Annotated in this window: 12 protein-coding genes and 2 pseudogenes; 10 read left to right on the top strand and 4 right to left on the bottom strand. The window is 70.1% G+C overall.

Annotated features, from left to right (window positions below; translation table 11 throughout):
• Positions 1 to 117 precede the first annotated feature (117 nt).
• The 9 genes and pseudogenes from ABZ281_RS15170 to ABZ281_RS15130 all read left to right on the top strand — a co-directional run.
• Positions 118 to 819, top strand: a pseudogene (locus ABZ281_RS15170) (hypothetical protein); the annotation flags it as partial.
• Positions 820 to 828: 9 nt separating this feature from the next.
• A complete protein-coding gene (locus tag ABZ281_RS15165; RefSeq protein ID WP_356655628.1) occupies positions 829 to 1,242 on the top strand; it encodes a roadblock/LC7 domain-containing protein in 414 nt (137 codons plus the stop codon).
• A 106-nt stretch (positions 1,243 to 1,348) separates the two neighbouring features.
• Entirely contained in the window at positions 1,349 to 1,744 is a 396-nt protein-coding gene (locus tag ABZ281_RS15160) for a DUF742 domain-containing protein (protein ID WP_030851927.1), read from the top strand.
• On the top strand, positions 1,725 to 2,300 hold the full coding sequence (locus ABZ281_RS15155) for an ATP/GTP-binding protein (protein WP_097220936.1): 576 nt from the start codon (positions 1,725 to 1,727) through the stop codon (positions 2,298 to 2,300). Before ABZ281_RS15160 ends, ABZ281_RS15155 begins: the two co-directional genes overlap by 20 nt.
• 376 nt (positions 2,301 to 2,676) lie before the next feature.
• Positions 2,677 to 5,982: a nitrate- and nitrite sensing domain-containing protein gene (locus ABZ281_RS15150; protein ID WP_356655623.1), complete on the top strand. Its 3,306-nt coding sequence runs from the start codon at positions 2,677 to 2,679 to the stop codon at positions 5,980 to 5,982.
• 10 nt (positions 5,983 to 5,992) lie between these two features.
• A complete protein-coding gene (locus ABZ281_RS15145) occupies positions 5,993 to 6,406 on the top strand; it encodes a roadblock/LC7 domain-containing protein (RefSeq protein WP_003993185.1) in 414 nt (137 codons plus the stop codon).
• 94 nt (positions 6,407 to 6,500) lie between these two features.
• Entirely contained in the window at positions 6,501 to 7,085 is a 585-nt protein-coding gene (locus ABZ281_RS15140) for a DUF742 domain-containing protein (protein ID WP_356655621.1), read from the top strand.
• Entirely contained in the window at positions 7,066 to 7,647 is a 582-nt protein-coding gene (locus ABZ281_RS15135) for an ATP/GTP-binding protein (protein ID WP_014675207.1), read from the top strand. The genes ABZ281_RS15140 and ABZ281_RS15135 overlap by 20 nt, the downstream gene beginning before the upstream one ends.
• A 91-nt stretch (positions 7,648 to 7,738) precedes the next feature.
• Positions 7,739 to 8,173 carry a hypothetical protein gene (locus ABZ281_RS15130; RefSeq protein ID WP_356655619.1) on the top strand — a complete coding sequence of 145 codons (435 nt, stop codon included), beginning with the start codon at positions 7,739 to 7,741 and terminating at the stop codon, positions 8,171 to 8,173.
• Between the two features lie 140 nt (positions 8,174 to 8,313).
• Here the strand turns inward: ABZ281_RS15130 and ABZ281_RS15125 are convergent, their stop codons facing one another.
• The 4 genes and pseudogenes from ABZ281_RS15125 to ABZ281_RS15110 all read right to left on the bottom strand — a co-directional run bounded on the left by ABZ281_RS15125 (position 8,314) and on the right by ABZ281_RS15110 (position 12,117).
• Positions 8,314 to 8,508, bottom strand: coding sequence for an acyl-CoA carboxylase subunit epsilon (locus tag ABZ281_RS15125; RefSeq protein WP_356655617.1), 195 nt, complete (start codon positions 8,506 to 8,508; stop codon positions 8,314 to 8,316).
• A gap of 35 nt (positions 8,509 to 8,543) precedes the next feature.
• Positions 8,544 to 10,127, bottom strand: coding sequence for an acyl-CoA carboxylase subunit beta (locus ABZ281_RS15120; protein ID WP_356655615.1), 1,584 nt, complete (start codon positions 10,125 to 10,127; stop codon positions 8,544 to 8,546).
• 154 nt (positions 10,128 to 10,281) lie between these two features.
• Positions 10,282 to 11,091, bottom strand: a pseudogene (locus ABZ281_RS15115) (polysaccharide lyase family 8 super-sandwich domain-containing protein); the annotation flags it as partial.
• Positions 11,092 to 11,259: 168 nt separating this feature from the next.
• Positions 11,260 to 12,117, bottom strand: coding sequence for an SDR family NAD(P)-dependent oxidoreductase (locus ABZ281_RS15110; RefSeq protein WP_356655626.1), 858 nt, complete (start codon positions 12,115 to 12,117; stop codon positions 11,260 to 11,262).
• A gap of 380 nt (positions 12,118 to 12,497) precedes the next feature.
• Here ABZ281_RS15110 and ABZ281_RS15105 point away from each other — a divergent pair, with 380 nt between their 5' ends.
• Positions 12,498 to 13,103: a YceI family protein gene (locus tag ABZ281_RS15105; protein ID WP_356655613.1), complete on the top strand. Its 606-nt coding sequence runs from the start codon at positions 12,498 to 12,500 to the stop codon at positions 13,101 to 13,103.
• The last annotated feature ends 410 nt before the right edge of the window (positions 13,104 to 13,513 follow it).

Raw genomic sequence — 13,513 nt, 5'->3', positions numbered from 1 at the left:
GCTTCAGGGCGCGCGGCGCCTTGGACTCGGTGATGAAGCGGCTGCCGAGGATCAGGCCCGCGACACCCACGGGCAGGGACGGGTCAGTACCCGGCACCGCAGTCCTACGACAACGGCTCCACGGGCCAGTACCCGGCACCGCAGTCCTACGACAACGGCTCCACGGGCCAGTACCCGGCGCCCCGCCAGGACAACGGCTCCGGGCGGCCCACCCTCCCCGGTCCGGCCACGCAGGCCGACCCGGCGGGCACGGGCCAGTTCGAGCGGCCGCAGGCGAACGGTGGCCGGGGCCCGGCCGACTTCGGTGCCCCGCGTCCACCCGCCCCGCAGGCCCGCCCGGTCCGGCAGGAGCCCGAGGCCCTGCCGCCGGCGTCCGGTCCCGGCGACGGTCGTACGCCGCTGTACGACACGCTGGAGACCAATTGGTTCCACGGCCAGCAGGAGCAGCAGCCGCAGAACAACAGCTCCGCTCCGGCCGCCCCGCAGCAACCGCAGGGACCCACCGGTCCGCAGCGGTCCGCCCCCGCCGGCTGGCGCACCTCGCCGAACGACGACCTCGTCCGCCAGGCCGAGCGAGTCCGCCAGCCCGCCGCGGGTGGTGTCACCACCTCCGGCCTGCCGCGCCGGGTGCCCCGGGCGAACCTCGTCCCGGGCACGGCTCAGCAGCAGACCCACCAGAGCGGTCCGCAGATCTCGCGTGCGCCCGATGACGTGCGCGGCCGGCTGACCAATCTCCGTCGGGGAATCGCACAGGGTCGTCAGGCCGGGTCCACTCAGACCGGCAGCCACCCACGGCCCACTCACCAGCAGGAGCGTTAGTTGAGTCCGATGAGCCAGGCGGCACAGAATCTCAACTGGTTGATCACCAACTTCGTGGACAACACCCCCGGGGTGTCCCACACCGTCGTCGTGTCCGCCGACGGTCTCCTGCTGGCGATGTCCGAGGGCTTCCCGCGCGACCGCGCCGACCAGCTCGCGGCCGTCGCCTCGGGCCTGACGTCACTGACGGCAGGTGCCTCCCGGATCTTCGAGGGCGGTGAGGTGGCGCAGACGGTCGTGGAGATGGAGCGGGGCTTCCTCTTCCTGATGTCCGTCTCGGACGGCTCGTCCCTCGCCGTACTCGCCCACCCCGACTGCGACATCGGCCTCGTCGGCTACGAGATGGCGCTCCTGGTCGACCGCGCGGGAGCGGTCCTCACCCCCGACCTGCGAGCTGAGCTCCAAGGCAGTCTGCTCCACTGATCGGCCCCGGCACCACCCGTCTCACCACATCACCGTCCGGCCGCCACCCACCCCACACAGGCCCTGTCAGACGGCTGACCGACTTGCTGTCCCGCCCGGAGGACCCATGACCCCGCCCACCGCCTCTCATGATCCGTACGCGGAGCCGTACGAGGACGAGGGCGACCAGCCACTGGTACGGCCGTACGCCATGACCGGTGGCCGGACCCGGCCGCGCTACCAGCTGGCCATCGAGGCACTGATCAGCACGACCGCGGACCCCGCCGCGCTCATGGGACTGCTCCCGGAGCACCAGCGGATCTGCCACCTGTGCCGTGAGGTGAAGTCGGTGGCCGAGGTCTCGGCGCTGCTCAACATGCCGCTGGGTGTGGCCCGGATCCTGGTCGCGGACCTCGCCGAGGCCGGTCTCGTCGCTATCCACCAGCCGGGCGGCGACGACGCCACCGGTGCACCGGACGTGACACTGCTCGAAAGGGTGCTCAGTGGACTTCGCAAGCTCTGACGCGGGTCGATCGACCACCTCCGCGAAGATAGTGGTGGCGGGCGGCTTCGGCGTGGGCAAGACCACGTTCGTGGGTGCCGTCTCGGAGATCAACCCGCTGCGCACCGAGGCCGTGATGACGTCCGCTTCGGCCGGCATCGACGACCTCACCCACACCGGGGACAAGACCACCACCACGGTGGCCATGGACTTCGGTCGTATCACCCTGGACCAGGACCTGATCCTGTACCTCTTCGGTACGCCCGGTCAGGACCGCTTCTGGTTCATGTGGGACGACCTGGTACGCGGCGCCATCGGCGCGGTGGTGCTCGTGGACACCCGGCGCCTGGCCGACTGCTTCCCGGCCGTCGACTACTTCGAGAACAGCGGCCTGCCGTTCGTCGTCGCGCTGAACGGCTTCGACGGACAGCAGCCCTACCAGCCCGAAGAGGTGCGCGAGGCGCTGCAGATCGGGCCGGACACCCCGATCATCACCACCGACGCCCGGCACCGGTCGGACGCGAAGAGCGCCCTGATCACTCTGGTCGAGCACGCTCTGATGGCACGGCTGAGGTAGCACCCAATTCAGAAGCGCCATACGGAAGTTGTCGTAGATGCACCGGAGCCGGCTGTGTCCTTTGACACGGTCGGCCAAGGTGTTCATAACGTTTCGGCAGAGGAATCGGGTGGTATGGCCACTCGTCGCGCACATCCGGTCTCGCTGCGCGCACAATCGCCCCGCCTTTTGGCGGGGCTCGTTCTTTATGACCGTTTTATCTGGGGCTTACATCACGTCGATTCCCCACCTCGGACTGTTTGGAAGAGCGCAGGTCGTCGTGCTGGAATGCCTGAACTGCCCAATAGTCAATGACGTACTCGTCCGTCGCCGGCGACATGGGCTCTGAACACTGCGGCACAACGTTGGTGCCGACCGCCGAGAGGTTGTTGGTCGAGTGAGGCGAAGCAAGAACAGTCCCGAGCCGTCGGCCCGGGGCAACTTCACCCCGCCGCCGCGCACAGCGGCGCCCGCCCCCGTGCCCGGTTCGGAACCGACGGCCGCGCCCGCCGAGAGCGGCGGCCGTCTCTCCCCGCGCAACTGGCGCGTGGCGACCAGACTCAACGCGATCCTGCTCATACCCGTGGTGGTCGGCCTCGTCATGGGCGGCTTCCAGGTGAAGAGCTCGATCGACACCTGGCAGGAGGCCGAGGACGCGGAGAACACCGCGCGCCTGGTCCGCGCCGCCCTCGCCTACGGCAACGAACTGCTCGTCGAGCGTGACGTGACCGCCGCGCCCCTGCTCCAGGGCAAGGGCGCGAAGGACCCGACGGTCGTCAAGGCCCGCGCCAACACCGACAGGGCCGCCGACGCCTTCGACCAGGCCGTCAAGAGCATGCCCGACCGGCCCAACCTGGTGCGGCGCCTGGAGCGCTTCCGCCAGGTGGAGCCGCAGCTGACAAAGCTTCGTGCTGCCGCCTACACCAACCAGCTCACGGGCGTGAAGACCGAAGAGGGTTATGTCGAGACCGAGCACAGGCTGCTGGAGTTCGCCAACGAACTCGGCCTGGGCACCGGCAACATCACCAGCTACGGCCGTACCGTCTACGCCATCTCGCTGACCAAGGGCGCGCTCTCCCTCCAGCGCTCCATCGGGACGCACATCCTGATCAAGCCGGGTCCGGACGCCGGCAACCTGGCCAGTCAGCGCATCGCCCTGTCCTCGTACGCCTACCTGGAGCGCATCGCCATCCAGGAGTACCAGAGCGGCGGCACCGAGCAGGACATCGCCAAGCTGACGGCGGCCGAGAAGCAGATCAAGGCCGAAGCCACGAGTATGGTCGCCGAGGCCAAGGCCAAGGATCCGGACTACGTGCCCCCGCCCGCCAATCCGACCACGATGGTCGCGCGGATCGCGTCGTTGTCCTCCACGGACACCAGCGCACGGGCAGGCCTGGCCCAGGACGGCATCACCGCGCAGAACTGGTGGGCGGTCACCACGCTGAAGTTCGACGCATACGACAAGATCGAGACGGATCTGGCCAACACCGCGGTGAGCGAGGCGTCGGACATCGCCGACGCCGCCAAGCGCGACGCCATCATCGCCGGTGCCGCCGTCGTGGTCGCCCTGCTCCTGGCGTTCATCCTGGCCGGCGCGGTCGCCCGCCAGATGAGCCGCTCGATGCGCCAGCTGCGCAACGCCGCCTTCGGTATCGCCGAGCAGCGTCTGCCGATGCTGGTCGACCAGCTCTCCCGCACCGACCCCGGGCGCGTCGACACCCGGGTCCAGGCCATCCCGATCACCACCACCGACGAGATCGGCGAAGTCGCCCGCGCCTTCGACCAGGTCCACCGCGAGGCCGTCCGGCTCGCCGCCGAGCAGGCCCTGCTGCGGGGCAACATCAACGCCATCTTCACCAACCTGTCGCGCCGCAACCAGTCGCTGATCGAGGGCCAGCTGACCCTGATCACCGACCTGGAGAACAACGAGGCCGACCCGGACCAGCTGGAGAACCTCTTCAAGCTGGACCACCTGGCGACCCGTATGCGCCGCAACGGCGAGAACCTCCTCGTCCTCGCCGGCGAGGAGCCCGGCCGCCGCTGGGACCAGCCGGTGCCGCTGGTCGACGTGCTGCGCGCCGCCTCCTCCGAGGTGGAGCAGTACGAGCGCATCGAGCTGTCGGGTGTCCCGGAGGCCGAGATCCACGGCCGCGCCGTGACCGACCTCGTGCACCTGCTCGCCGAGCTGCTGGAGAACGCCACGACGTTCTCCTCGCCGCAGACCAAGGTGCGCGTGACCGCGACCCGTCTCCCCGACGGCCGCGTGATGATCGAGATCCACGACAAGGGCATCGGCCTGACCGCCGAGGACTTCGCGGACATCAACCACAAGCTGGCCAACCCGCCGACCGTGGACGCCGCGATCTCGCAGCGCATGGGCCTGTTCGTGGTCGGCCGGCTGTCCGACCGGCACGGCATCCGCGTCCAGCTGCGCCCCTCGGGCGAGCAGGCCGGCACCACCTCGCTGGTCATGCTGCCGGACGCGATCACCCACGGTGGGGGCGGCGAGCAGCACGTGGACCGTGACGAGTTCACCGTCTCGCAGATCATCCCGGAGCAGAACTTCGGCGGCGAGAACTTCAACCAGCCGGGCATGCGCACGGCCGCCGAGCTCGGCTTCGACGACAGCCGCTACTCCGACGTCCCCGACGACATCCGGGAGCTGGACCCCGTCGGCCGCTCCCTGATGCGCGAGGAGCGCCGGGCGGCCCTGGAGACCCAGTCGCCCGAGCAGCCCGCGCTGCCCGGGCAGAGCAACCAGCAGCCCGACCAGACGACCGGGTACCGCGACGAGTACAACGGACAGCAGGGCTACGACACCGGCCAGGGCTACGACACCGGCCAGAGCGGCTACCCGGACCAGCAGCCGTCCGCGTACGACGGTCAGGCGCCCTACGGGCAGCAGCAGCCGTCGTACGACGAACAGCGCCACACGGCGTACGAGGAGCCGCAGCGCTCTGCGTACGACGACGAGCAGTACTACGCGCCCAACGGCGGTCTGCCGCAGAACGACACCTTCTCGCCGAACGGCGGCTACCCGGAGCCCTCCTATGCGGAGCCGGCCCAGGAGCAGCCCGCGGCGCCGAATGCGGGCGGGCAGGGCAGTTTCGCGGCGTTCGAGCAGCGGCGCCACCAGGACGACTGGCCGCAGCAGGACGGTTACCAGAACGGCTACCCGAGCCAGTACCCTTCTCAGGCCCCGGAAACGGAATCTGCGCAGGCCGCTGACGCGAGTGAGCAGGACCGCGTAGGCTTCGACCGTCCGGGACCGACCCAGTCCGCCGCCCCGCCGCTCACCGACGCCGGGCTTCCCCGTCGCGGAGCCACCGCGAGCGGTGCGAACGGCACGGGCGACGCGCGGCACGCGAGCCAGGAGCCTCCGGCCTCCACCCCGGAGAGCAACGGCGACAGCGACTGGCGTTCGGCCAACGACGAGCGGTGGCAGCAGGCCTCGCAGCTCCGGAAGCCGAAGGCGGGCGGGGTCACCTCCTCCGGCCTGCCGAGGCGGGTACCCAAGGCCAACCTGATCGAGGGTGCCGCGGAAAGCACCCACCAGGGAGGCCCACAGGTCTCCCGCGCTCCGGAGGACGTCCGGGGCAGGCTGAGCAACCTGCGTCGGGGCGTCCAGCGCGGACGCAGCGCAGGCAGTGAAACGAACGGCCAGGGCTTCGGTCCTGACAGCACCTACAACCAGGAGCGTTAGTGTGAGCCCGATGAGCCAGGCGGCACAGAACCTGAACTGGTTGATCACCAACTTCGTGGACAACACCCCGGGGGTGTCCCACACGGTGGTGGTCTCCGCCGACGGACTCCTTCTGGCGATGTCCGAAGGGTTCCCCCGCGACCGCGCCGACCAGCTCGCGGCCGTCGCCTCAGGTCTGACGTCTCTGACGGCAGGCGCCTCTCGGATCTTCGAGGGGGGCGCGGTGAACCAGACGGTTGTGGAGATGGAGCGGGGATTCCTCTTCATCATGTCCGTATCCGACGGCTCGTCGCTCGCCGTCCTCGCACATCCGGAGGCGGACATCGGCCTCATCGGGTACGAGATGGCGCTGCTGGTCGACCGAGCCGGTACGGTCCTGACACCGGACCTTCGTGCAGAGCTCCAGGGGAGCCTGCTCAACTAACAGACGGACGGTGCGTTTTGGCGTCCCGTGGCCGTAAGGTTTCGGGACGCGGCTCCACAGCGATGGGTGCCAGGCACAGTCGGAGGAGGAGAAAGTGGCAACATCCCCAGGCGGTCCGTCATCGGGCAACTGGTCGTACGGCCCTGCCCAGGGCCAGGGCGACGGTGGTCAGAACCCGAACCGTTACAACTTCCCCTCCGCACCGAGCCACCGGCAGCCGTACACGCCGCAGGGCCCCGGCCCTTCGCCGTACGACCAGCCGCCGGCCCCGCGCATCCAGCCTGTGCAGCCGCAGCGCCGCGCCCCCGAGCCGTCGCCCGCCGGCGGATCGAACAACCACAATCCGTTGGTGCGTCCGTACGCCATGACCGGCGGACGGACCCGCCCTCGCTACCAGCTCGCCATCGAGGCGCTGGTGCACACCACTGCGCAGCCGCACCAGATGCAGGGCCAGTTGCCCGAGCATCAGCGGATCTGCAACCTCTGCCGGGAAATCAAGTCGGTCGCCGAGATCTCGGCGCTCCTCACGATCCCTCTCGGCGTGGCCAGGATCCTCGTCGCCGACTTGGCGGAGGCGGGACTGGTCGCCATCCATCAGCCCGGCGGCGACGAGAACGCCGGCGGCCAGCCAGACGTGACACTGCTCGAAAGGGTGCTCAGTGGACTTCGCAAGCTCTAGCGGAGGGCCTTCCCGCTCCACCACGTCCGCGAAGATCGTGGTGGCTGGCGGCTTCGGCGTGGGCAAGACCACGTTCGTGGGTGCCGTCTCGGAGATCAACCCGCTGCGCACCGAGGCCGTGATGACGTCCGCTTCGGCCGGCATCGACGACCTCACCCACACCGGGGACAAGACCACCACCACGGTGGCCATGGACTTCGGCCGTATCACCCTGGACCAGGACCTGATCCTGTACCTCTTCGGTACGCCCGGTCAGGACCGCTTCTGGTTCATGTGGGACGACCTGGTACGCGGCGCCATCGGCGCGATCGTGCTGGTCGACACGAGGAGGCTCGCCGACTGCTTCCCCGCCGTCGACTACTTCGAGAACAGCGGCCTGCCGTTCGTCATCGCGCTGAACGGCTTCGACGGCCAGCAGCCGTACACGCCGGACGAGGTTCGGGAAGCGCTCCAGATCGGGCCGGACACTCCGATCATCACCACCGACGCCCGCCACCGGGCCGACGCGAAGTCGGCGCTGATCACGCTGGTGGAGCACGCTCTGATGGCGCGCCTGCGGTAATCGCCCCGTCTGTCTCGCGGCCCCCGTTCCTCCTGTGGGAGGAACGGGGGCCGCAGTGTTGTCCTGGGGAAGGGGCGCGGAGGCAGCGGTATTGCGGCTGGGCACGACCGTGGCCAAGACGGCGGCCGACATCTGGCTGGGTGGCAGACGACGGCAGCGGAAACGGCAGTTGTCGCTGACGGAGCCGGTGCGGCTGAGGGTGCCCGGACTACGGCTGCAGCGGAGGGTGGAGCGGCAGTTCGGGCAGATCATCGACGCGGTGTTCGACCGGCCCGCGCTGGCGGCGGTGGGGTCGAGTCTGCTGCGGAGTCTGCCGCGGTCCTTGGGCGAGCTGACGGAGAAGGCGGCTGCACAGACGGTGCGGACGGTGGCGTTGATCGGTGGGGCCGAAGCGCTGGGGTTGCTGGCACGGTATGCGGAGGACACCCGGCGTGGAGTCGTCGAGGCGCTGATCGAGGCGTGGGGTACTTCGACGTCGATCTGTACGCCGACCAGGTTCTGGCGGGGGTGCCGTTGGCAGGCGTGACTTACCTGAACCTCGGCCACTGCGTGCTCCCTGACCACCCCGCGGCCCTCGACACCCCGGCGTGGGCGTGGAGATCCGCTGACCACACACCACGGCCCCGACCTCCCGAAGGAGGACGGGGCCGTCAGGGCGTGAAGAGGTCAGCGCCAGCTGTGCGGGGCCCTGAAGCCCGGCTCGCGTTCCAGGCGGCGCCAGCCCGCCTTGATGCGGCCACGGTGGGCCGGGGCCGGGTCCGTGGGGCGGGCGGCGGCGCGGGCCAGGAGGATGGCCGTGATGGCGGCGACTTCCTCGGGCTCGGCGTGGCCCTTCTCGACGCGGATGTCAGTGGATTCCATGGGTGTCAGTCTCCGTGAGGAAGATGTCCGCAGGGTTACTGCGGCGGGTTGCCGTGCTTGCGGGACGGCAGGTCCGCGTGCTTGGTCTGGAGCATCGCGAGGGACTTGATGAGCACCTCGCGGGTCTCGGCGGGGTCGATGACGTCGTCGACCAGGCCGCGTTCGGCCGCGTAGTAGGGGTGCATCAGCTCGGACTTGTACTCCTTGACCATGCGGGCGCGCATGGCCTCGGGGTCCTCGGCCTCGGCGATCTGGCGGCGGAAAATGACGTTGGCGGCGCCCTCCGCGCCCATGACGGCGATCTCGTTGGTCGGCCAGGCGTAGGTGAGGTCGGCACCGATGGACTGACTGTCCATGACGATGTACGCACCTCCGTAAGCCTTCCGCAGGATCAGGGAGATCCTCGGCACGGTCGCGTTGCAGTAGGCGTAAAGGAGCTTCGCGCCGTGGCGGATGATGCCACCGTGCTCCTGGTCGACGCCCGGGAGGAAGCCGGGGACGTCCAGAAGAGTGATGATCGGGATGTTGAACGCATCGCACATCTGAACGAAGCGGGCCGCCTTCTCGGAGGCCTCGATGTCCAGCACGCCCGCCAGGGCCTGCGGCTGGTTCGCCACGATGCCGACGACCTGGCCGTCCATCCGGCCCAGCGCGCAGATGATGTTGCGGGCCCAGCGCTCGTGGACCTCCAGGTACTCGCCGTCGTCGACGATCTCCTCGATGACCTTGGCCATGTCGTACGGCCGGTTGCCGTCCGCCGGGACCAGGTCCAGCAGGACGTCCGAGCGGCGGTCGGCCGCGTCCGAGGGCTCGGTGCGGGGCGGGTTCTCGCGGTTGTTCTGCGGGAGCAGCGTGAGGAGGTAGCGGACCTCGGCGATGCAGGTCTCTTCGTCGTCGTAGGCGAAGTGGCAGACACCGGAGGTCTCGGCGTGGACGTCGGCGCCGCCCAGGCCGTTCTGCGTGATCTCCTCGCCGGTGACCGCCTTGACGACGTCGGGGCCGGTGATGAACATCTGCGAGGTCTCGCGGACCATGAAGACGAAGTCGGTGAGGGCCGGGCTGTAGGCCGCGCCGCCCGCACACGGACCGAGCATCACCGAGATCTGCGGGATCACGCCCGAGGCCCTGGTGTTGCGCTGGAAGATGCCGCCGTAACCGGCGAGCGCCGAGACGCCCTCCTGGATGCGGGCACCGGCGCCGTCGTTGAGCGAGACCAGCGGGGCACCGGCCGCGATGGCCATGTCCATGATCTTGTGGATCTTCGTGGCGTGGGCCTCGCCCAGGGCGCCGCCGAAGATGCGGAAGTCGTGCGCGTAGACGAAGACCGTGCGGCCCTCCACCGTGCCCCAGCCGGTGATCACACCGTCGGTGTACGGCTTCTTGGCCTCCAGACCGAAGCCCGTGGCCCGGTGCCGGCGCAGCTGCTCGACCTCCCGGAAGGAGCCCGGGTCGAGGAGGAGTTCGATGCGCTCCCGCGCGGTCAGCTTGCCCTTGGCGTGCTGCGCGCCGGTCGCCTTCTCGCTCGGTCCGGCCACCGCCTGCGCACGGATCTCGTGCAGTTCGGCCACGCGTCCGCGCGCGTCGGTCGGCTCACCCGGCGCCTCATCCAAAACGGTCATGTAGTGACCTTACGAAGCCAACCAAGGAATGCGGGCCGTCGACTCCTCACAGTCTCCGGCGTGTTTTCCTGGTACCCCTGAACAGAACCGTGGCGACGTTGAGCCATTCCGACTGCTCAGGGGGCGTTTCGCTTGTAGGGGTCGCACAAAGCCGTCAGGCGAGAGTCACCTCACATACATGGGTGGCGCATACCTTCTCCGGGGTGACACGCACGCGCAGTCGGCGGCCTGTGGAGAGCACCTCGACCGTCTCGTCCGCGCGGTCGACCCGGCGCACCGGGCGGTCCCAGACGATCTCCAGCGGTTCGCCCGTACGGGGCGGTTCGCTCACGCAGAGGGTAGCGGTACGGCCCCGGCGGACGATCAGCACGCTCGCGCCGCCGGAGGCGGAGAGCGGGCCCGCCGTCCCCGCGTGTCAGAAATTCGCTGCCGTGCAGCCGAGAGAGGGCACGGTGACCGCCTGACGGCCGGCGTCGTTGGCGAGGACCGACATCCAGTGACGGTCGGCGGCCCGGCGCGCGACCGCCCGGCGGGACGCCCCGGGCATGAGGACGTAGGTGTACGTGGCGTCCTCGGGATCGGTGCCGTGGTCGAGCCAGAGGGTCTGCCAGCGGCGGGTGCGCCGCTCTGGTGTGCTGCCGGTGTTGATGTCGGACCAGGCGCCGGTGCGATCCTCGCGCAGCGCCTTCGGCTCGCGGCCGAACAGGACCCAGCCGCCGTGGCCCTCCAGGTGAGCCCAGTTGGGGCCCTTGGCGAAGGCCCGGGTGCCGGACGCGCCGAGGTTGCGGTTGTCGACGATCGTCTCGACCGGGACGCCGTCGGAGCAGGTGATCCCGGCGCCCAGGCAGATCACCGCGTCCTCGACGCAGAACCAGGACCTGCGGGCTTCGAGGGTGGAGCCGAGGCCCTTGAGGTGCTGACCGAGGGCCGCGCAGGTGCCGTCGGTGGCGCCACCCACCCAGCGCGTGTCACCCCAAACACCCGAACCCAGAACAGGCGGACAGCCCGAACCAGGACCGGACCGGGCCACCCGCACCGGACCGGGCCATCCGCACCGGGCACGGCCCGCGTCAGTCCCCCGCAGCGGGCACGGCCGACACGGGCCACCCCCCACCGGGCACGCCGGCGCGGGTCAGCCGAAGCGGTTCAGCAGGCGCCGGTACAGGCCGGGTGCGAGGCCGCGGACCCGGCCCGGGACGGTCAGCCAGGTGGGGATGTAGGCCTCGTCTCGGTTCTGCCGGACGGCGTCCCAGATGGCGCCGGCGACGCAGCCTGGCGAGAGGAGAGCGGCGCGGGTGCCGTCGTAGGGCCTGCCGCGGCGGGTGTGGAAGGCCGTGTCGACGGCGCCGGGCACGACGAAGGTCACGCCCACGCCCGTGCCGCGCAGTTCCTGCCGGAGCGCCTCGGCGAAGGCGGCCAGGCCGGCCTTGGCGGCGGAGTACACCGCCTCCTCCCGCAGACCCACGCAGCCCGCGACCGCGCCGAGCAGCACCACGCGCCCCCGCCCGGCCGCGATCATGGTGGGCAGCACCTCGCGCACGAGGTGGAGCGTGGCGTTGAGGTCCAGGGTCAGTACGCGGTCGATGTCGGTGTGCGGCATGGTGGCGAAGGGGCCCGTCCATCCCATGCCCGCCCCGGCGACCAGGACGTCGATCCGGCCCGTGGTGTGCAGCGCGGACTGGGCGAGCAGACGCGGGCCGCCCGGGGCGGCGAGGTCGGCGGGCAGCACGACGGCCGAGGTGCCGGAGGCCGTCTGCTCCAGGCGGTGCCGGTCGCGTCCGTTCAGCAGCAACTGCCAGCCGTCCATCGCGAAACGCCGTGCCGTGGCCGCCCCGATGCCCGACGAGGCGCCGGTGACCAGGGCCACGCGCCGGTCGAGCCGCCGCGGCGGCCCGTACTGGTTCACCCGGGCGGGGACGGGGGCCGTGGCGCGGCGCGGGGCTGGGTCCGCCGGTGGGTCGTAGGCCGAGCCGGAGCCGGTGAGTGTCACGAGTCGCTCTCCCCTGCGCTGTGCGTCCGCCGTCGTCTCGTCTGTCTCCATACGGTCACTGGAAACGGAACCCCGTCTCGCCGGACACCGCCACCGCACGGCGGGCCGCCGGGGCCCCGCGTGACGTCCCCGGCCGGCTCCGGCCCGGGGCCCGCCCGCATACCGGGCCACCCAGCACCGCTGTCGGCAGAACCACCCGCGCGAGCCGCGCGATTACGCCGAGCGGGGGTATCAGAGGGGCGCGGGAGGATACGGGAGGGGTGCCACGGACGTGATGGGGACTCACCCGCCAAAGATGTTGAACATTGAACGGAATAGGTCTACGGTGGGTCGCGTTGGAGTAGTTAAAGATTCAACATCCCACACAGGAGGCGTACCCCATGAGCATCTTCAGCCGCAACGACGCCCAGACCGCAGCCGCCACCGGTGCCGCCGTGAGCCCCGAGCCGGCCGCCCTGACCGGCGACTACACGATCGACCCCGCGCACTCGACGATCGGCTTCGTCGCCCGGCACGCCATGGTCACCAACGTCAAGGGCAGCTTCCAGGACTTCACCGGCACGCTCCACCTCGACGGCACCGACCCGTCGCAGTCGACGGCCTCGCTGGACGTCGTGATGGACAGTATCGAGACGGGCAACGCCGACCGTGACGGCCACCTCAAGAGCGCGGACTTCTTCAAGGCGGATGAGTTCCCGGCCATGACGTTCCGCTCCACCAAGGCGGAGGCGCTCGGCGGTGACGACTACCGGATCACCGGCGACCTGACGATCCTCGGCACCACCCGCCCGCTCGCCATCGACCTCGAGTTCAACGGCGTCGCGAAGGACCCCTTCGGCAACGAGCGCGTCGGCTTCGAGGGCAAGGCGGAGATCCTGCGCTCCGACTGGGGCCTGACCTGGAACGCCGCACTGGAGACCGGCGGCGTCCTGGTCTCCGACAAGATCAAGCTCAACTTCGACATCTCGGCCATCAGGAACGCGTGAGCTCCGCGGGACCGGCCCGGTGACATCATCACCCCGGGCCGGTCTGGCCGGTTCCCGCCCCTTGTGCAAAGTCTCTCGGCGTTCCCATAATCCAGCAGCACTATTTTGACCAGTCCATGCCAGCACATGGACGCTTTTTTGACCTTGCTGCTGTCATGCGCTCGTCAATCTGATGCTTCGGTTGCACCTCCCCGGTCAACCCCCCACGGAAGGCATCACGTTGCCGGAGCGGCCCGTGGGACAGGAGGCGCCGCTACGGCGCTGAGTCCGGGCGTCCGCGGGCCGTGGAACTCCGGGCCTGGCCAGGTCGGGCCGAGCCCCGCGCGGTCGGGCCCGGGCCAAGCGCCCCGCGTGCCGTGCGGGTCGGGACCGGGTCAGAACCCTCCCCCGAAGTCCCCGCCGCCGCCGAA

Source organism: Streptomyces sp. NPDC006265 (assembly GCF_040613555.1).
Classification (GTDB): domain Bacteria; phylum Actinomycetota; class Actinomycetes; order Streptomycetales; family Streptomycetaceae; genus Streptomyces.
Note: the sequence above shows the minus strand (reverse complement) of the source record. Positions and strands in the feature narration are given on the sequence as shown.